The sequence below is a fragment of the Kitasatospora sp. NPDC057198 genome, from assembly GCF_042670125.1.
Lineage (GTDB): Bacteria > Actinomycetota > Actinomycetes > Streptomycetales > Streptomycetaceae > Kitasatospora.
Genome location: NZ_JBHUWH010000119.1, coordinates 1 through 18,710, shown reverse-complemented (window position 1 = coordinate 18,710; position 18,710 = coordinate 1). Strand labels below are relative to the sequence as shown.

Annotated in this window: 15 protein-coding genes; 13 read left to right on the top strand and 2 right to left on the bottom strand. The window is 73.7% G+C overall.

The genetic code is table 11. From position 1 onward, the window contains the following. Positions 1 to 1,231, top strand: a 1,231-nt coding sequence (locus ACFUEL_RS16160; RefSeq protein WP_380236881.1) for an AAA family ATPase, incomplete at its 5' end; no start/stop codon positions are given. Between the two features lie 24 nt (positions 1,232 to 1,255). Then, positions 1,256 to 2,482 carry a signal recognition particle-docking protein FtsY gene (ftsY, locus tag ACFUEL_RS16155; RefSeq protein WP_380236879.1) on the top strand — a complete coding sequence of 409 codons (1,227 nt, stop codon included), beginning with the start codon at positions 1,256 to 1,258 and terminating at the stop codon, positions 2,480 to 2,482. A gap of 83 nt (positions 2,483 to 2,565) precedes the next feature. On the opposite strand, the gene ACFUEL_RS16150 is transcribed toward ftsY, so the two are convergent. After that, positions 2,566 to 3,231, bottom strand: a complete 666-nt coding sequence (locus ACFUEL_RS16150; RefSeq protein ID WP_380236878.1) for a bifunctional DNA primase/polymerase — start codon at positions 3,229 to 3,231, stop codon at positions 2,566 to 2,568. Between the two features lie 451 nt (positions 3,232 to 3,682). Here ACFUEL_RS16150 and ACFUEL_RS16145 point away from each other — a divergent pair, with 451 nt between their 5' ends. The 7 genes from ACFUEL_RS16145 (at position 3,683) to ftsH (ending at position 13,960) form a co-directional block, all read left to right on the top strand. Continuing rightward, complete coding sequence (locus ACFUEL_RS16145; protein ID WP_380236876.1) at positions 3,683 to 5,140, top strand: hypothetical protein; 1,458 nt, start codon at positions 3,683 to 3,685, stop codon at positions 5,138 to 5,140. Positions 5,141 to 5,423: 283 nt separating this feature from the next. After that, on the top strand, positions 5,424 to 6,749 hold the full coding sequence (locus tag ACFUEL_RS16140) for an ammonium transporter (RefSeq protein WP_380236875.1): 1,326 nt from the start codon (positions 5,424 to 5,426) through the stop codon (positions 6,747 to 6,749). Then, positions 6,746 to 7,084 (top strand): P-II family nitrogen regulator, encoded by a 339-nt coding sequence (locus ACFUEL_RS16135; protein ID WP_176190170.1) that lies wholly within the window; start codon positions 6,746 to 6,748, stop codon positions 7,082 to 7,084. Before ACFUEL_RS16140 ends, ACFUEL_RS16135 begins: the two co-directional genes overlap by 4 nt. Positions 7,085 to 7,185: 101 nt before the next feature. Next, positions 7,186 to 9,618 (top strand): [protein-PII] uridylyltransferase, encoded by a 2,433-nt coding sequence (locus tag ACFUEL_RS16130; RefSeq protein ID WP_380236874.1) that lies wholly within the window; start codon positions 7,186 to 7,188, stop codon positions 9,616 to 9,618. A gap of 102 nt (positions 9,619 to 9,720) precedes the next feature. Then, on the top strand, positions 9,721 to 11,280 hold the full coding sequence (ffh, locus tag ACFUEL_RS16125; protein ID WP_380236873.1) for a signal recognition particle protein: 1,560 nt from the start codon (positions 9,721 to 9,723) through the stop codon (positions 11,278 to 11,280). An 82-nt stretch (positions 11,281 to 11,362) separates the two neighbouring features. Continuing rightward, on the top strand, positions 11,363 to 11,887 hold the full coding sequence (locus ACFUEL_RS16120) for a GNAT family N-acetyltransferase (protein WP_380236872.1): 525 nt from the start codon (positions 11,363 to 11,365) through the stop codon (positions 11,885 to 11,887). A gap of 168 nt (positions 11,888 to 12,055) precedes the next feature. Further along, the gene (gene ftsH / locus ACFUEL_RS16115; RefSeq protein WP_380236871.1) at positions 12,056 to 13,960 is read left to right on the top strand and encodes an ATP-dependent zinc metalloprotease FtsH; all 1,905 of its coding nucleotides are present in this window, start codon (positions 12,056 to 12,058) and stop codon (positions 13,958 to 13,960) included. Between the two features lie 160 nt (positions 13,961 to 14,120). Here ftsH and ACFUEL_RS16110 read toward each other — a convergent pair whose 3' ends face one another. After that, complete coding sequence (locus tag ACFUEL_RS16110) at positions 14,121 to 14,966, bottom strand: class I SAM-dependent methyltransferase (protein ID WP_380236870.1); 846 nt, start codon at positions 14,964 to 14,966, stop codon at positions 14,121 to 14,123. Positions 14,967 to 15,315: 349 nt separating this feature from the next. Here ACFUEL_RS16110 and proS point away from each other — a divergent pair, with 349 nt between their 5' ends. The 4 genes from proS (at position 15,316) to ACFUEL_RS16090 (ending at position 18,644) form a co-directional block, all read left to right on the top strand. Beyond that, positions 15,316 to 16,728: a proline--tRNA ligase gene (gene proS / locus ACFUEL_RS16105; RefSeq protein ID WP_380236869.1), complete on the top strand. Its 1,413-nt coding sequence runs from the start codon at positions 15,316 to 15,318 to the stop codon at positions 16,726 to 16,728. Positions 16,729 to 17,082: 354 nt separating this feature from the next. Next, positions 17,083 to 17,661, top strand: coding sequence for a hypothetical protein (locus ACFUEL_RS16100; RefSeq protein WP_380236868.1), 579 nt, complete (start codon positions 17,083 to 17,085; stop codon positions 17,659 to 17,661). A 312-nt stretch (positions 17,662 to 17,973) separates the two neighbouring features. Next, positions 17,974 to 18,402, top strand: coding sequence for a 30S ribosomal protein S16 (rpsP, locus tag ACFUEL_RS16095; protein ID WP_030458814.1), 429 nt, complete (start codon positions 17,974 to 17,976; stop codon positions 18,400 to 18,402). A gap of 2 nt (positions 18,403 to 18,404) precedes the next feature. After that, positions 18,405 to 18,644, top strand: a complete 240-nt coding sequence (locus ACFUEL_RS16090) for an RNA-binding protein (protein ID WP_014138265.1) — start codon at positions 18,405 to 18,407, stop codon at positions 18,642 to 18,644. The last annotated feature ends 66 nt before the right edge of the window (positions 18,645 to 18,710 follow it).

The following is an 18,710-nucleotide window of genomic DNA, read 5'->3' as shown; positions in this document are numbered from 1 at the left end:
GGTCCGCGGCCTGACCGGCCGCGCCGACCAGCTCGACCGCGCCGCCCGCGCCGAGCGCGAGGCCCGCGCCCGCGCCGCCGAACGCCGCGAACGCGCCCGCCACGAGGGCGCCGTCGCCACCGCCGTCGCCACCGGCGCCCGCCACCTGCTCGGCCGGATCGAGGAGACGCTCGCCACCGCCGAGACCGAGCGCGCCGCCGTCGAGGCCGACCGCGCCGCCCGCGAGAGCGAACTGCGGCAGTTCCGCGAGCACGGCCGCGAACTCAAGGCCGAACTCGACCGCCTGGTCGACGCCGGGCACCGCGACGAGGTGCTGCGCGCCGAGAAGCGGCTGCGGATCGAGCAGTTGGAGTCCCGGGCGCTGGAGGAGTTCGGCATCGAGGGCGGCGACCTGCTCGCCGGCTACGGCCCCGACCAGCCCGTCCCCGCCCCGCCGGCCGAGGACGGGCAGAGCGGTGCGGACGGCCAGGGCGGTGCGGACGGCCAGGAGCCCTCCGGCGAGCCCCGCCGCTACGTCCGGGCCGAGGTCGAGCAGCGGCTCCGGGCCGCCGAGCGCGCCCACCAGCAGCTCGGCAAGGTCAACCCGCTCGCGCTGGAGGAGTTCGCCGCCCTGGAGGCCCGCCACCGGTTCCTCGGCGAACAGCTCGACGACCTGCGCAAGAGCCGCCGAGACCTGATGGACATCGTCCGCGACGTCGACACCCGGGTCGAGCAGCTGTTCACCGCCGCCTACCACGACACCGCCGCCCAGTTCGAGGGCGTCTTCGCCCGGCTCTTCCCCGGCGGCGAGGGCCGGCTGCTGCTCACCGACCCGGAGAACATGCTCACCACCGGCGTCGAGGTCGAGGCCAGGCCGCCCGGCAAGAAGGTCAAGCGGCTCTCGCTGCTCTCCGGCGGCGAGCGCTCGCTCACCGCCGTCGCCCTGCTGGTGTCCATCTTCAAGGCCCGGCCCAGCCCGTTCTACGTGATGGACGAGGTCGAGGCCGCGCTCGACGAGACCAACCTGCGGCGGCTGGTCGGGATCATGGAGGAGCTGCGGGAGAGCTCCCAGCTGATCGTCATCACCCACCAGAAGCTCACCATGGAGTCCGCCGACGCCCTGTACGGCGTCACCATGAAGGGCGACGGCATCTCGCAGGTGATCAGCCAGCGGTTGCGGACCCCCGGGCGACCGGAACGCGCGGACGAGCACAGGACAGCGCTGGAACCCGCGCAGCCGGGCCCGGCATAGGCGCTAAGTGATACTGGACGGGTTATGGAATACGTGATCCTTGCCGTTGTCATCGCGGTGGTCGCCATCGGCGCGATCACCGGACTCGTCGTCTCCGGCAGACGACGCAGAGAACTGGACCGGCCGAGCCAGGCGCCGAGCGTCACCGCGCCCGCTCCGGCCAAGCCCGTGGAGGGGGCCGTCGAGCCCGCCGCACCGCCCACGGCGACCGGGGCCACCGAGGCGCCGGAGGCCCCCGGGGCACCGGCTGAGCAGCCGGCCGCCGAGGCGCCGACCGCCGAGGAGGTGCGGGCCGAGGAGGCCGAGGCCGCGCCCGCGATCGAGGTGCCCGAGCCCACCGCCGGACGCCTGGTCCGGCTGCGCTCCCGGCTCTCCCGCTCGCAGTCCACCCTCGGCAAGGGACTGCTCACCCTGCTCTCCCGCGACCGCCTCGACGAGGACACCTGGGAGGAGGTCGAGGAGACCCTCCTCACCGCCGACGTCGGCGTCACCGCCACCCAGGAACTGGTCGACAACCTGCGCACCCGGGTCAAGGTGCTCGGCACCCGCACCCCCGACGAACTGCGCGGCCTGCTCCGCGAGGAGCTCGTCGGGCTGATCGGCGCCGACACCGACCGCACCGTCCGCTCGGTCAAGGACGGGGACGGCCCGGCCGTGGTGCTGGTGGTCGGCGTCAACGGCGTCGGCAAGACCACCACCACCGGCAAGCTGGCCCGCGTCCTGGTCGCCGACGGCCGGAAGGTCGTGCTCGGCGCCGCCGACACCTTCCGCGCCGCCGCCGCCGACCAGCTGCAGACCTGGGGCGAGCGGGTCGGCGCGCACACCGTGCGCGGCCCCGAGGGCGGCGACCCCGCGTCCGTCGCCTTCGACGCCGTCAAGCAGGGCATCGCCGACGGCGTCGACACCGTCCTGATCGACACCGCGGGCCGCCTGCACACCAAGACCGGCCTGATGGACGAGCTCGGCAAGGTCAAGCGGGTCGTCGAGAAGCACGGCCCGGTCGACGAGGTGCTGCTCGTGCTGGACGCCACCACCGGACAGAACGGCCTGGTCCAGGCCCGGGTGTTCGCCGAGGTGGTCGACATCACCGGCATCGTGCTCACCAAGCTCGACGGCACCGCGAAGGGCGGCATCGTCATCTCGGTGCAGCGCGAACTCGGCGTGCCGGTCAAGCTGATCGGCCTCGGCGAGGGAGCGGACGACCTCGCCCCGTTCGAGCCCGGCGCCTTCGTGGACGCGCTGCTCGGCTGAGCCGCCGCCCCGCCCGAGGGCCCGTTCGAGGAGGGAAGCGCCCTCCCGGACGGGCCCTTCGTGCGTCAGGGGCCGGACAGGACCTAGCTGGCGAACTCGCTCTGCCGGTCCCGGGTGCGGTGGCAGGCGTAGGCCAGGGTGCCGAGCAGCAGCCGGGCCTCGGGCGGGGCGCTGTCGGCGGTCGGGCGGCGCAGCCAGCGCATCGGGCCGAGCGGGCCCAGCGGGGTGGGCGGGGCGGCCAGGTAGGAGCCGAGGCCGTGGCAGGCGAGGTCGAGCGAGGCGTCGTCCCAGCCCATCCGGTAGAGCAGGTCGGGCAGCCGCTCGGCGGTGCCGGGCGCGACGAAGAGCAGCAGCCGGCCGGCCGGGGAGGCCAGCACCGGGCCGACCTGGGTGCCCATCCGCTCCAGCCGGACCAGGGCCTGCAGGCCGGGCTGCGCCGGGACGTCCAGGACGTCGAACTGGTGGCCCGTCGGGAGCAGCAGCGGGGCGTCGGCCGGACACCGGGCGGCGAGCTCGTCGGCGCCGGCACCGGGGGCGACGGCCGGGCCGACCCGGTGGTGCAGGTTGGGCGCGGCGCAGTGCGGGACGCCGCAGTCGCAGGCCGTCCCGGCGCGCCCGGTCGGGTTGCCGACGGCCAGCGTCCAGCCCCAGCGCCCGGAGTACTCGGCGGCGGCCTGCAGCGCGGTGGGCCGGGTGCGGCGGCGGCCGCCGAGGGGGGTGAGCCGCAGGGTGCCGAAGAGCTTGTCCATGCCACCCCCAACCGCTTCCGGTCGCCGCTGGTTACGGGACGGTGACGGCGCGTCGCCGGTCGGGCGCGTGGTGCGTGGTGCGCCGGAGGCGCGCGCGGAGCGGCGCGCGCCGATCCGGGCGGCGCGGGCCAGCAGGCGCCTTGCACCGGCGCCTCGGATGCCGGATCGTCGTTGCCGCACGCGTGCCTCCGTCGAGTTCCGTCGGGTTCCGTCGGGTCCGGGCATGTGCCGGGGTCATGCCGGGCTGACTCATAGTGAAGCGCGCCCGCCGGTCCGGTAGTTCACCCCTGGGGGTGGCGAAAGGTGGCGTTTCTCCGGCGTTGCTCCCCCGGATGGCGGAGGGACGCTACGTTCGGCATACGGAACGCAGCCGACCGGTCACGCGGACGGCGACGAAAAGGGTCAGGGCGAATGCGGGGCCCCGGGTTCGGGGCGGGATGGGGACGGTCCCATGGGTGAGAAGCAGCCGAACGAGAAGCTTGGCTCCTGGTTCGGGCGCAGCGGCTGGTCGAAGGGCGAGCTGGCGCGCCAAGTGAACCGCAGGGCACGGCAGATCGGCGCGCACCACGTCTCCACGGACACCTCACGGGTGCGCCGCTGGCTGGACGGCGAGCAGCCGCGCGAGCCGATCCCGAAGATCATGTCCGAGCTGTTCTCGGAGCGCTTCGGCTCGGTGGTCTCGGTCGAGGACCTCGGCCTGCGCGCGGTGGTCCAGGTGACCACCGTCGGCAGCGGGGTGGACCTGCCCTGGAGCCCGCAGCAGACCGTGCAGGCGATCAGCGAGTACTCGCGCAGCGACCTGATGCTCAACCGCCGCGGCTTCCTGGGCACTTCGCTGGCGCTGACGGCCGGCGCCGCGCTGATCGAGCCGATGCAGCGCTGGCTGACGCCCGGTCCGAACGGGGCGCCCACCCCGATCCTGGCGGCGGCCAACGGCGGCGAGCACTTCTCCGGGCGGCTGTCCGAGCCGGAGATGCAGCTGCTGGAGCAGACCACCGAGATGTTCCGCAAGTGGGACGCGCAGAACGGCGGCGGCCTGCGCCGCAAGGCGGTGGTCGGCCAGCTCCACGAGGTCACCGACCTGCTGCAGGAGAGCTACCCCGAGGCGACCACCAAGCGGCTGTTCCGGATTACCGCCGAACTCGCCCACCTGGCGGGCTTCATGTCGTACGACGTCGGCATGCACCCGAGCGCGCAGAAGTACTACGTGCTGGCGCTGCACGCCGCCAAGGAGGCCGGCGACCGCCCGTTCGGGGCGCACGTGCTGACCGACATGAGCCGGCAGATGATCCACCTCAACCGCGGCGAGGACGCGCTGGAGCTGATCCACCTCGCCCAGTACGGCAGCCGGGACACCGCCACCGCCCGCCAGCAGTCGCTGCTGTACGCGATGGAGGCGCGGGCGTACTCCAACATCGGCGAGGTCAACCGGTGCGCCCGGGCGGTCCGGCTGTCGGAGGACACCTTCAGCGACATCCGGGAGAGCAACGAGGAGACGCCGAACTGGCTCAGGTTCTTCTCGTACGCCGAGCTGTGCGCCGAGAACGGGCACTCCTACCGGGACCTGGCCTACACCTCGGACCACGGCGTGACGATGGCCAAGCCCGCCGAGAAGCTGATCACCGAGGCGGTCGACCGGTTCCGGGAGGACGCCGACCACGTCCGCACCTACGCGTTCAACCTGGTCGGGATGGCCTCGGTGCGGCTGCTGCAGAACGAGCCGGAGGACGCGGCGAAGTACTGCGAGGAGGCGGTCGACATCGCCAAGAAGGTGCGCTCCGAGCGGCTGAACACCCGGGTCCGGAAGACCTCCGAGGCCGCCAGCCGGGACTTCCGCGGCGCCCCCGGGGTGGACCGGCTGGCCGAGCGGGTGGTGCACGACATCCCGGAGTTCGTCTCGGTGGTCTGACCCCCGCCCCGCGTTCCGTCCCCGCCTCCCCGTACGCCCGCCGCGGCCGTCCGACCCGCCCGTCCGGACGGCCGCGGCAGTATGACACGGGCTGTCCAGCACGCGTCACCAGCCGTGGTTCACCTGCCCGTAACGGGCGCGTCGACCGCGTCACTGCGGCGAAACACCGAGCCGCATCGGCGGAAACCCGCCTTCGGCACTCTCCTCTCATCGCCGACACGCCGGGATGGCACGGGACAGGTATCCCGGTCGTGGTGCGGCTCTCATTTCGGAGGAGACGCCGATGCCGGACGGCTTCAGCGCGGGCGATACCGCCTTTGTGTTCATCTGTGCGGCCCTGGTCATGTTGATGACCCCGGGCCTGGCCTTCTTCTACGGAGGCATGGTCAGGGTCAAGAGCACCCTCAACATGCTGGTGATGAGCTTCATCTCACTGGCCATCGTCACCGTGCTCTGGGTCCTGTACGGCTACACGCTGGCCTTCGGGCCGGACGCCGGGGCGGGTCTGATCGGCAACCTCGACTACCTGGGCATGCGCGGCATCGACCTGAACGCGCTGACCGGGACGATCCCGGTGACCGGTTTCGCGGCCTTCCAGCTGATGTTCGCGATCATCACCCCGGCGCTGATCAGCGGCGCCATCGCGGACCGGGCCAAGTTCGCGGCCTGGAGCCTGTTCGTGGCGCTCTGGGTGACCATCGTGTACTTCCCGGTCGCGCACTGGGTGTTCTTCTTCGACGGCGGCAACGGCGGCTGGCTCGGCGACCGCAACGGCGTGATCGACTTCGCCGGCGGCACCGCGGTGCACATCAACGCCGGTGCGGCGGGCCTGGCGCTGGCCCTGGTGCTGGGCAAGCGGATCGGCTTCAAGAAGGACCCGATGCGCCCGCACAGCCTGCCGCTGGTGATGCTCGGCTCCGGCCTGCTGTGGTTCGGCTGGTTCGGCTTCAACGCCGGCTCGGCGCTGGCCGCCAACGGCGTCGCGGGCATGGCCTTCGTCAACACCCAGGTCGCCACCGCCGCCGCCGTCCTCGGCTGGCTGGCCTACGAGAAGATCAAGCACGGCGCGTTCACCACCCTCGGCGCCGCCTCCGGCGCGGTGGCCGGCCTGGTCGCCATCACCCCGGCCTGCGGCTCGGTCTCCCCGCTCGGCTCGATCGCGATCGGCCTGATCGCCGGCGCGCTGTGCGCCGCGGCGATCAGCCTGAAGTACCGGTTCGGCTTCGACGACTCGCTCGACGTGGTCGGCGTCCACCTGGTCGGCGGCATCGTCGGCTCGCTGCTGATCGGCTTCTTCGCCACCGGCCACGTCGGCCAGACCGCGTCCGGCCTGTTCTACGGCGGCGGCCTGGGCCAGCTCGGCAAGCAGGCGCTCGGCGTGGCCGTCGTCCTGGTCTACTCCTTCGTGCTCTCCTGGCTGCTGGGCCAGGCGATCCAGAAGACCATCGGCTTCCGGGTCGCCGAGGACGTCGAGGTGTCCGGCATCGACCAGGCCGAGCACGCCGAGTCCGCCTACGACTTCACCGCCGTCGGCGCCAGCCTCGCCCGCCCCGTGGCCGCCCCCGCCGCTGCCGTCCCCGCCGAGAAGACCGAGGTCGACGCCCGATGAAGCTGATCACCGCCGTCATCAAGCCGCACCGCCTGGACGAGGTCAAGGACGCCCTGCAGGCGTTCGGGGTGCACGGCCTGACCGTCACCGAGGCCAGCGGCTACGGCCGGCAGCGCGGCCACACCGAGGTCTACCGCGGCGCCGAGTACACCGTCGACCTGGTGCCGAAGGTCCGGATCGAGATACTGGTCGACGACGAGGACGCCGAGCAGCTGATCGACGTGGTCGTCAAGGCCGCCCGCACCGGGAAGATCGGCGACGGCAAGGTCTGGTCGATCCCGGTCGAGACCGCCGTCCGGGTCCGCACCGGCGAACGCGGCCCCGACGCCCTCTGACCCACCCCAGGGAACCACCGCTGAGAACCCTCCTGGCGGACCTGCCCGTGCGGCAGGTCCGCCGAAGGCGTATCCGGCACCAGCACGCACCGGGAGCAGACGTGAGCAGCACCGACCCCGCCGAGTACGGCTACCCGGCCGAACGCGCCCGCCTGCTGGCCGACCCCGACAGCACCGGCCCGCAGCGCCGCGCCGCCCTCGCCCGGCTCACCGACGACTGGCTGGCCGCCCTCTACCGGGCCGCCGGCGCCCCCGCCCGCACCGCGCTGGTCGCCGTCGGCGGCTACGGCCGGGCCGAACTCTCCCCGCGCAGCGACCTGGACGTGCTGCTGCTGCACGAGGGCCCGCTCGCCGCCGACCTGGCCGAACGCGTCTGGTACCCGGTCTGGGACAGCGGCGTCGCCCTCGACCACGCCGTCCGCACCCCCGGCGGGGCCCGCGAGGTCGCCGCCGCCGACCTCAAGGCCCAGCTCGGCCTGCTCGACGCCCGCCACCTGGCCGGCGACCCGCGGCTCACCGCCGACCTGCGCTCCGCCGTCCTCGCCGACTGGCGCGCCGCCGCCCCCGAACGGCTCCCCGAGCTCCGCGAACTCGGCCGGGCCCGGGCCGAGCGCCACGGCGAGGCGTCCTTCCTGCTCGAACCCGACCTCAAGGAGGCCCGCGGCGGCCTGCGCGACCTGGTCGCGCTGAACGCGGTGGCCGCCACCTGGCTCGCCGACGCCCCCCGCGACGGCCTGGACGAGGCCGCCCGCACCCTCGCCGACGTCCGCGACGCCCTGCACCTGACCACCGGCCGGGCCACCGAACGGCTCTCCCTGCAGGACCAGGACCAGGTCGCCGAACGCCTCGGCGTGCTCGACGCCGACACCCTGCTGCGGCAGGTCTACCGGGCCGCCCGCACCGTCGCCTACGCCTCCGACGTCACCTGGCGCGCCGTCGACCGGGTGCTGGCCGAGCGCCGCCGCCCGGTGCCGCGCCGCGCCGTCCGGTTCGGCTTCCCGTTCAACGGCGCCCGGCGCGCCCCGGTCGGCCCGGCCGCGCCCGAGCGCCGCCCGCTCGCCGAGGGCGTGGTCGAACAGGACGGCGAGGCGGTGCTCGCCCAGGCCGCCCGGCCCGCCACCGACCCGGTGCTGCCGCTGCGGGCGGCCGCCGCGGCCGCCCAGGCCGGGCTGACCGTCGGCTACGCCACCGTCCGCCGGCTGGCCGCCGAGAGCGCCCCGCTGCCGGTGCCCTGGCCGGACGAGGCCCGCGAGCAGCTGGTCACCCTGCTGGGCGCCGGCGAGGCGTGCCTGCCGGTGTGGGAGGCGCTGGAGGCCGAGGGGCTGATCAGCCGGATGCTGCCGGACTGGGAGCGGGTCCGCTGCCGGCCGCAGCGCAACGCCGTGCACCGCTGGACCGTCGACCGGCACCTGATCGAGACCGCCGTCCGGGCCGCCGCGATGACCCGCCGCACCGCCCGCCCCGACCTGCTGCTGGTCGCCGCGCTGCTGCACGACCTCGGAAAGGGCTGGCCCGGCGACCACTCCGAGGCCGGCGAGGTGATCGTCCGCGACGTCGCCGTCCGGATGGGCTTCGACAAGCACGACACCGACACCCTGGCGCTGCTGGTGCGCCACCACCTGACGCTGGTCGACACCGCCACCCGCCGCGACCCCGACGACCCCGCCACCGCCGACCTGATCGCCAAGACCGTCGGCACCCAGACCCACCTGGAACTGCTGCACGCCCTCACCGAGGCCGACGCCACCGCCACCGGCCCCGCCGCCTGGTCGAGCTGGCGGGCCTCGCTGGTCGCCACCCTGGTCGAGCGCACCGCCGCCCGGCTGGCCGGCGAGACCCGGCCGCCCGCCGCCGATCCCGAGGTCACCGCCGACCAGGAGCGGCTCGCCGTCGAGGCCGCCCGCACCGGCGCCCCCGCGCTGGCCTTCACCGCCCACGTCGAGTCCGGCCCGGACGGCGGCGAGCCGATGGGCGTCGAACTGACCCTGGCCATCCCCGACCGCCCCGGCCTGCTCGGCGCCGTCGCCGGGGTGCTCGCCGTGCACCGGCTCACCGTCCGCAAGGCCGGGCTGCGCGAGCTCGACCCGGTCGGGGCCGGCCCGGTCCTGCTGCTGTCCTGGACGGTCGCCGCCGAGTACGGCGACCTGCCCGACGCCGCCCGGCTCCGCGCCGACCTGCGCCGCGCCCTGGACGGCTCGCTGGACGTCGGCCGCAAGCTCGCCGAGCGCGACGCCGCCGCGCCGCGCCGCCGCGGCATCAGCACCCCGCCGCCGGTGGTCACCGTCGCCCCGCACGACGCCTCGCGCTCCGCCACCGTGCTGGAGGTCCGCGCGCACGACGCCCCGGGCCTGCTGCACCGGATCGGCCGGGCCCTGGACGCCTCGGGCGTGCGGGTCCGCACCGCGCACGTCTCCACCCTCGGCGCGGAGGCCGTCGACGCCTTCTACCTCACCTCCGCCGACGGCGGGCCGCTGGCGGCGGGCCGCGCCGAGGAGGTCGCGCGGGCCGTCCGGGCGGCCCTGGAACCGCGCTGACCCGCTGTTCGCGCAGGGGCGCAGACCGCCCGCCGGGGTGCGGCTACCCTTGGGGGCGACGACAGTACCCGTACTCGATGCCGCAAGGGACCCGCGACCGACGTGTTCGACACTCTCTCCGACCGCCTCGCAGCGACGTTCAAGAACCTCCGGGGCAAGGGCCGTCTCAGCGAGGCGGACATCGACGCCACCGCGCGCGAGATCCGGATCGCCCTGCTGGAGGCGGACGTCGCGCTCCCCGTGGTCCGCGCCTTCATCAAGCAGGTCAAGGACCGTGCCCTCGGTTCCGAGGTCTCCGGCGCGCTGAACCCGGCCCAGCAGATCATCAAGATCGTCAACGAGGAGCTGATCAGCATCCTCGGTGGCGAGACCCGCCGCCTGCAGTACGCCAAGACCGGTCCGACCGTGATCATGCTGGCCGGCCTCCAGGGCGCGGGCAAGACCACGCTCGCCGGAAAGCTCGGCCACTGGCTGAAGAGCCAGAAGCACACCCCGCTGCTGGTCGCCTGCGACCTCCAGCGCCCCAACGCCGTCACCCAGCTCGGCGTGGTCGCGGAGCGGGCCGGCGTCGCCTTCTACGGCCCGCAGCCCGGCAACGGCGTCGGCGACCCGGTGCAGGTCGCCCGCGACTCGATCGAGTACGCCAGGCAGAAGCAGTACGACGTCGTCATCGTCGACACCGCCGGCCGCCTCGGCATCGACGCCGAACTGATGCAGCAGGCCGCCGACATCCGGGCCGCGATCAACCCGAACGAGGTCCTGTTCGTGGTCGACGCCATGGTCGGCCAGGACGCGGTCACCACCGCCCAGGCGTTCCTCGAGGGCGTCGACTTCACCGGTGTCGTGCTCTCCAAGCTCGACGGCGACGCGCGCGGCGGCGCCGCGCTCTCGGTGGCGCACGTGACCGGCCGCCAGATCATGTTCGCCTCCAACGGCGAGAAGGTCGACGACTTCGACGCCTTCCACCCGGACCGGATGGCCTCGCGCATCCTCGGCATGGGCGACGTCCTCTCGCTGATCGAGAAGGCCGAGCAGACCTTCTCCCAGGCCGAGGCCGAGAAGATGGCCGCCAAGCTCCAGGGCGGCGGCAAGGACTTCACGCTCGACGACTTCCTGTCGCAGCTGGAGCAGGTCCAGAAGATGGGCTCGATCTCCAAGCTGCTCGGCATGCTCCCCGGCATGGGCCAGATCCGGGAGCAGATCAACAACCTGGACGACAAGGACGTCAACCGGGTCGGCGCGATCATCAAGTCGATGACCCCGGCCGAGCGCTCCGACCCCAAGCTGATCAACGGCTCGCGCCGGCTGCGCATTGCCAAGGGCTCCGGCGTCCAGGTCGGCGAGGTCTCCAGTCTGGTCGAGCGGTTCTTCGAGGCCCGCAAGATGATGTCCGCGATGGCCTCCGGCAAGGGCATCCCCGGCATGCCGGGCATCCCCGGGATGGGCGGTGGCGGCAAGCGCTCCGCCAAGAAGGCCCCGGTCGCCAAGGGCAAGCGCAAGAGCGGCAACCCGCTCAAGCGGGCCCAGGAGGAGGCCGCCGCCGCCGAGCGCAAGGCCCTCGGCCCCGGCCAGTCGGCCCAGCCGGGCGGCGCGTTCGGCCTCCAGCCGGGCAAGGGCCCGGCCGACTTCGAGCTCCCCAAGGAGTTCAAGGACCTGATGTAGGCGGTCACCGAGTGCGGCGACAGGGGCGTGCGGCCGTTCGCGCGCCCCTGTTCCCGTGCCCGGTTGCGTCATGATGTCCCCTATGCGAGTGACGATCCGAGCCCCCCGCCCCGAAGACGTCGTCCCCTACGCCGAGGCGGTGCGGCGCTCCGCCGCGCACATCGGGCGGTGGAACCCGGTGGAGCCGGACGCCCTGCCGGACCTGTTGAGCCGGCAGGGCGCGGGCCTGCGGACGTTCATGATCGTCGACGACGCGACCGGCGGCCTGGTCGGCAAGTGCAACGTGGCGAACATCGTGATGGCGCGGTTCTGCAACGGCGTCCTGGGCTACGACTCGTACCAGCCGTTCGTCGGGACGGGCCGGATGACCGAGGGCATGCGGCTGGTGGTGGAGCGCTGCTTCACCGCACCGGAGCTGGGCGGGCTGGGGCTGCACCGGCTGGAGATCAACGTGCAGCCGGACAACGAGCGGTCGATCGCGATGGCCCGCCGGCTGGGCTTCCGGCACGAGGGCTTCACGCCGCGGATGCTGTTCCTGCAGGACGCCTGGCGCGACCACGAGCGGTTCGCGCTGACGGCGGAGGAGTGGCCGACGCCGGTGCGCTGACCGGACGGGGTGGCGCGGGGCAGAGCTGCGCGGGACGGGGCGGCGCGGGGCAGGGCGGGGTGAGACGGGACGGGGTGGCGCGGGGGCGGTCGGCGCCGGTGCGCCGACCGGGCGGGGGCGCGGCGTTGCGCACCGTCCGACGTGCACGATGTCCGTATCGTCCGACGGGTGAGCAACCCCGTGCCGCCGCGCCAGACCCCCGACCAACCCTGGCGGTCCGAGGGGGCCCCGCCCCCGCCGCCGCCGAAGAAGAAGATGCCGGGCGGCTGGACGGGCCTGATCCTCACCGCACTGGTGGTGTTCCTGCTGTCGGACATCCTGCTGAGCTTCTTCGGCAACGGCGGCTCGACCACGATCTCGTACACCGAGTTCAACAAGCAGCTCAACGGCGGGAACATCACCAAGATCTACTCCAAGGGCGACGCCATCGAGGGCACGCTCAAGGACAAGCAGCCCAAGCCGGACGGCGAGAAGGGCGACTACACGGAGTTCACCACCCAGCGTCCGGCCTTCGCCAGCGACAACCTCTGGGGCACCCTGCAGTCGCAGAACGTCGAGGTGACGGCCCGTCCGGTGGTGCAGCAGCGCAGCTTCCTGGCGAACCTGCTGATCTCGCTGGCGCCGATGCTGCTGCTGATCGTGGTGTGGGTGCTACTGGCCCGCCGGATGGCCGGCGGGATGGGCGGCGGCGCGCTCGGCCGCAAGGCCCCGCCGAAGCCGGTGGACACCAGCCAGGGCAAGCGCACCACCTTCCAGGACGTGGCCGGCATCGACGAGGTCGAGGCCGAACTCAGCGAGGTGGTCGACTTCCTGAAGAACCCGCAGGCGTACCGCAGGCTCGGCGCCAAGATGCCGCGCGGCGTCCTGCTGACCGGCCCGCCCGGCACCGGCAAGACCCTGCTGGCCAGGGCCGTCGCGGGCGAGGCCGACGTGCCGTTCTTCTCCGCCTCGGCCTCCGAGTTCATCGAGATGATCGTCGGCGTCGGCGCCAGCCGGGTCCGCGAACTGTTCTCCGAGGCCCGCAAGGTCGCCCCCGCGATCGTGTTCATCGACGAGATCGACACCATCGGACGGCAGCGCGGCGGCGGGGGCGGCATGGGCGGCCACGACGAGCGCGAGCAGACCCTCAACCAGATCCTCACCGAGATGGACGGCTTCTCCGGCTCCGAGGGCGTGATCGTGATCGCCGCGACCAACCGCGCCGAGATCCTCGACCCCGCGCTGCTGCGCCCCGGCCGCTTCGACCGCCGGATCACCGTCAGCCCGCCCGACCGGGCCGGCCGCGAACAGATCCTGAAGATCCACACCCGCCAGGTGCCGCTCGCGAAGGGCACCGACCTGGACGCCGTCGCCCGCACCACGCCCGGCATGACCGGCGCCGACCTGGCCAACCTGGTCAACGAGGCCGCGCTGCTCGCCGTCAAGCGCAAGCAGGACGCCGTCGACCAGGAGAACCTCTCCGAAGCCCTGGAGAAGGTCCAACTCGGCGCGGTGCGACCGCTGGTGATGCCCCAGCAGGAACGCGAGCGGACCGCCTTCCACGAGTCCGGCCACGCCCTGCTCGGCATGCTCCAGCCCGGCGCCGACCCGGTCCGCAAGATCACCATCGTGCCGCGCGGCCGCGCCCTCGGCGTCACCCTCTCCACCCCCGACACCGACCGCTACTCCTACACCGAGCCCTACCTGCGCGGCCGGATCATCGGCGCGCTCGGCGGGATGGCCGCCGAACAGGTGGTCTACGGGGTGGTCACCACCGGCGCCGAGAGCGACCTCGAACAGCTCACCACCATCGCCCGCTCGATGGCCGGCCGCTGGGGCATGAGCGACCGGGTCGGCCGGGTCACCGCCATCCCCAACGACAGCCAGTCCCCGTACGGCCTGGCCGCCGCCCCCACCACGCTGGACGCCGTCGACGAGGAGGCCCGCCGGATCGTCGCCGAGTGCTGGGAGGAGGCGGTGGCCCTGCTGCACCGGCACCGCGACCGGCTCGACGCGCTGGCCGCCGCCCTGCTGGAGGCCGAGACCCTGGACGAGGACGCCGCGTACGCCGCCGCCGGGCTCAGCCGGTCCTGACCCTGGCGGGCTTGGCGGGCTTGGCGGGCTTGGCGGGCTTGGCGGTTCTGGTGGTCCCGGCGGTCGTGGTGGTCCCGGCCGCTGTGGCGTTCTTGTCGCTCCGGGGGCTTCCGGCGTTCCTGTGCGCGGGGCCGATCGCCGCGGTCGCGGTCTCCGGTCGTCAGCCGCGGGGCTTCGTCCCGACCGCCCAGCGGAACTCGTTCGCCATCCGCACCGAACCGTCCGGGCGCAGGAACGGGTGCAGCGCCTCCTCCAGTTCCTTGGCCACCAGCGCCGCGCCCGCCGCCTCCTCGGCCCGGTCGAACAGGCCGGTTGACAGCAGGCCGCGGACCGCCGAGTCCAGGCCCGCGTAGGCGAACGGGCAGGCCACCCGGCCGCCCCCGGACGGGCGCGCCCCCGCCGCGGCGAGCAGCGACTCCAGCGCGCCCGGACCGGACGCCGCGAACGGGTCCGCCGCGAAGGGATCCGGCGCGAACGGGTCCGCCGCGCCGGGCGGGGCGTGCCGCCGGGCCACCTCCAGCACCGCGGCGCTCTCGCAGCGCTCCGCCGGGCCCCACGAGGCCACCACCAGCTGCCCGCCGGGCAGTGCGCGCTCCGCCGCCCGGGCGACCAGCGCGGGCGCCGGCGGCTGCTCGAAAACCGTCACCAGGGAGTGCGCCGGGCGGGGGACGGGGTGCGCCGAACGGGCGACGCCCTCCGCCCGGCCGCCGGGCGACACCTGCAGCCCGCGGGCCGCCGCGAGTTCCCGCAGCCCGCCGTCCGGCTCCACCCCCGCGACCTGCGCACCGCGTTCGGCGGCGAGCAGCAGCGCCAGCCCGGACCGGCACCCGACGCCCAGCAGACTGGTGGCCGCGCCGACCTCCAACCGCCGGTAAACGTCCTGGTAGAGGGGGACGAGCATGCGCTCCTGGATCTCCGCCCAGTCCCGCGCCCGACCGCCGCGCCCCGCCGGGGAGTCCGTCCGGACCCGGTCCACGGTGCTGCCGGTCACCTGCGCTGAAGCCATCGCGGCCTCCCAATCGGTCCTCGGAATCGGCTGCGGCCCCCGCAGCCCTGCCCCCCGGCCCCTCTCCCAGCGAACAGCGGGTCGCCCCCGCCGTCCAGAGGGGTGCGAGCAGGTATCCGCGCGCCGCGGGTGTGCGCCCCGGGGTGTGCGCGGGCGCGGCGCAGTCCGGCCGCTCCGCCGCCGGGGGTTTGGGACGGCGGGGAGGACGCGGGGGCGGTCGTGCGGCCGGGGCGGGTGGCGGCCGTGCGGCCGGGGCGGGTGGCGGCCGTGCGGCCGGGGCGAGGGGGCGGGCGGCCGCACGGTGAACCGGATTCACGGTCCGGCCCGGGTTTTCCGTACCATTCGGCGCATGGCTAAGGCACCCGTTCTCACCCCCCGGGCGGAAGACTTCCCCCGCTGGTACCAGGACCTCATCAACAAGGCCGAGCTGGCCGACAACGGTCCGGTGCGCGGCACCATGGTCATCCGACCGTACGGCTACGGCCTGTGGGAGCGGATGCAGCAGGAGATGGACGCGCGGATCAAGAAGGCCGGCGCGCAGAACGCCTACTTCCCGATGTTCATCCCGCAGTCCTACCTGACCAAGGAGGCCGAGCACGTCGAGGGCTTCGCCCCCGAGCTCGCGGTGGTCACCCACGGCGGCGGCAAGGAGCTGGAGGAGCCGGTCGTCGTGCGGCCCACCTCCGAGACCATCATCAACGAGTACTTCTCCAAGTGGGTGCAGAGCCACCGGGACCTGCCGCTGCTGATCAACCAGTGGGCCAACGTGGTCCGCTGGGAGCTGCGCCCGCGCGTCTTCCTGCGCACCACCGAGTTCCTCTGGCAGGAGGGCCACACCGCCCACGCCACCTACGAGGACGCCCGCGCGTACGCCTCGCTGATCCACACCGACGTCTACGGCGACTTCATGACCAACGTGCTGGGCATCGACGTGGTGCTCGGTCGCAAGACCGCCAAGGAGCGCTTCGCCGGCGCGATCAACACCCTCACCCTCGAAGGCATGATGGGGGACGGCAAGGCGCTGCAGATGGGCACCAGCCACGAGCTGGGCCAGAACTTCGCCAAGGCGTTCAACACCACCTACCAGCTGCAGGGCGCCGAGCGCGAGCACGTCTGGCAGACCTCCTGGGGCGTCTCCACCCGCATGGTCGGCGGCCTGATCATGTCCCACGGCGACGACAACGGCCTGCGGGTGCCGCCGCGGCTGGCCGCCGTGCAGGCCGTGGTGCTCGCCATCAAGGGCGAGGACGCGGTGCTGGCGAAGGTCCGCGAGATCGGCGCCCAGCTGGAGGCCGCGGGCGTCCGGGTGGTCGTCGACGACCGCACCGACACCCCGTTCGGCCGCCGCGCCGTGGACTGGGAGCTCAAGGGCGTCCCGCTGCGGATCGAGGTCGGCCCGCGCGACCTGGAGGCCGGCACCGCGATGCTGGTCCGCCGGATCGCCGGCGGCAAGGAGCCGGTCGCGGTCGACTCCCTGGCCGCGATCGTCCCCGGCATCCTGGAGGAGGACCAGGCGCAGCTGCTGCGCGAGTCCCGCGAGCGCCGCGAGGCCCGCACCGTGGACGTCAAGACCATCGAGGAGGCCGCCGAGGCCGCCGCCACCGGCTGGGGCCGGATCTCCTGGGCCGACCTCGGCCCCGAGGGCGAGGCCAAGCTGGCCGAGCAGGGCGTCTCGGTGCGCTGCCTGATCGCCGAGGACGGCTCGGTGCCGGCCGCCGACGACCAGCCCGGCAACCTCGCCCTGGTCGCCCGCGCCTACTGATCCGCGCCGCGGGCCGGGGCCCGGAGAATCCCGGAAACCCGGTCCGTGCGCTGGCAGTTGAGACTACTGACCAGTCAACTCCCCGAGGTACCCCGCAAGCGGTACGGTATACGGCCCGTGGCCCTGTCAATTTTCGGACAGGTCGCGGGCCGTCCGTCGTGGGGATGTTGGGCTCCGCGGCGGGTGTCGAGAACCCGGCGAAACCCGCCGGGTCCACACGTGCAGGGGGTTGGTCTTGCGTCAGTCCGGAGCCGCGCAATTCGCGCGCGAAAGTGCATTCCTGAGAGTCCGCTGGGAATTCCCGAACACGGGTGCCCGCCGGAACATCGGCTCTCTCCCCATCGTTGGTACAGCGTGAGCACGACACAGCCCCTCGTCCTCGCGGCCGAACTGGCCGCCGCCTGGAGCGACATCCAGGCCCACCACCGGGACCTGCCCGACCTGGCGTCGCCCGAGGCGCTGATCGGGGAGTCCTCGTCCGCCTGCGGCACCCAGCTCAACTTCGAGCGGCTGCTGCACGAGGCCGCCCACGGCCTGGCCGCCGCCCGGGAGATCCGCGACACCTCGCGGGCCGGCCGCTACCACAACCGCCGCTTCCTGCTGCTCGCCTCCGAACTGGGCCTGGCCCACCCGGTCGAGCCGCACGCCAGCAGTGGCTTCTCCCAGGTGACGATGGGGCACGAGACCCGCGACCGCTACGCCGGGACGATCGAGCGCCTCGACCGCGCGCTCGGGGCGCACCAGCTGGCGGTGGCCGGCGAGGGCGGTCACCGCGCCTTCCGCGGCCCGGCCGCGCGGCACGGCTCCTCCGGCGGCGGCGTCCGGGTCAAGGCGGTCTGCGGCTGCGGTCGCAACGTCCGCGTCGTCCCGTCCGTGCTGGCCCAGGCCGCGATCGTCTGCGGCGCCTGCCAGCAGCCGTTCAAGATCGCCTGAGCCCTCCGTACGACGCCGGGCCGGAAGCCGGGCCGGATGCCGGGCCGGACGGCGGCCGACAACGGACGCCGTTTGGCCGGAACGGGTGCTTGACCGGAGGGCCCGGCGGTGCCGGGCGGCCCCTCCGGACCGTGCGGGGGCGCGGTCCAGGGGGGCTTCGGCGGTGTGGCACAATGGACAGCTGAGTACATCGGCAGCCCAGCAGGACCCTCTCTCCCAAAGGCTGGCGTGTCCCTTGAACGGCACCTCGCGCCGCAGCCCCACGCGGCGGAGCGCTGCTCACCCACGTCAATACCAGGAGAATCCACACCCGTGGCTGTCAAGATCAAGCTGAAGCGTCTGGGCAAGATCCGCTCCCCGCACTACCGCATCGTCGTCGCCGACTCGCGCACCAAGCGTGACGGCCGCGCGATCGAGGAGATCGGCCTCTACCAGCCGACCTACAACCCCTCGAAGATCGAGGTCGACGGCGAGCGCGCCCAGTACTGGCTGTCCGTCGGCGCCCAGCCGACCGAGCCGGTGCTCGCCATCCTCAAGCTGACCGGTGACTGGCAGAAGTTCAAGGGCCTGCCGGCTCCGGAGCCGCTGAAGGTGGCCGAGCCCAAGGTCGAGGACTTCTCGCACCTGTTCGCCAAGGCCGTCGCCGGCTTCGAGGACGCCACCACCGGTGTCGCCATCACCCCGAAGGCCAAGAAGTCGGACAAGGCTGACGAGGCCGAGGCCGCTTCCACCGAGGCCTGAGCATGATCGAGGAAGCCCTCGACCACCTGGTGAAGGGCATCGTCGAGCACCCCGACGAGGTGCAGGTCCGCTCGCGCAACCTGCGCCGCGGCCACACCATCGAGGTGCGAGTGCACCCTGACGACCTCGGCAAGGTGATCGGCCGGGGCGGCCGCACAGCGCGCGCACTGCGCACCGTGGTCGGCGCCCTGGGCGGCCGCAACGTCCGGGTCGACCTGGTCGACGTGGACAGCCTCCGCTGACCTCAGCTCGACCGCCGAGGGCGCCGACCGCCAGGTCGGCCACCGGGTCTCAGGACCGGCCGGGAC

Coding starts and splice junctions, on each gene's coding strand:
- ftsY (WP_380236879.1), top strand. CDS start 1,256: ATGGAATACGTGATCCTTGCCGTTGTCATCGCGGTGGTCGCCATCGGC.
- ACFUEL_RS16150 (WP_380236878.1), bottom strand. CDS start 3,231: ATGGACAAGCTCTTCGGCACCCTGCGGCTCACCCCCCTCGGCGGCCGC.
- ACFUEL_RS16145 (WP_380236876.1), top strand. CDS start 3,683: ATGGGTGAGAAGCAGCCGAACGAGAAGCTTGGCTCCTGGTTCGGGCGC.
- ACFUEL_RS16140 (WP_380236875.1), top strand. CDS start 5,424: ATGCCGGACGGCTTCAGCGCGGGCGATACCGCCTTTGTGTTCATCTGT.
- ACFUEL_RS16135 (WP_176190170.1), top strand. CDS start 6,746: ATGAAGCTGATCACCGCCGTCATCAAGCCGCACCGCCTGGACGAGGTC.
- ACFUEL_RS16120 (WP_380236872.1), top strand. CDS start 11,363: ATGCGAGTGACGATCCGAGCCCCCCGCCCCGAAGACGTCGTCCCCTAC.
- ACFUEL_RS16110 (WP_380236870.1), bottom strand. CDS start 14,966: ATGGCTTCAGCGCAGGTGACCGGCAGCACCGTGGACCGGGTCCGGACG.
- proS (WP_380236869.1), top strand. CDS start 15,316: ATGGCTAAGGCACCCGTTCTCACCCCCCGGGCGGAAGACTTCCCCCGC.
- ACFUEL_RS16090 (WP_014138265.1), top strand. CDS start 18,405: ATGATCGAGGAAGCCCTCGACCACCTGGTGAAGGGCATCGTCGAGCAC.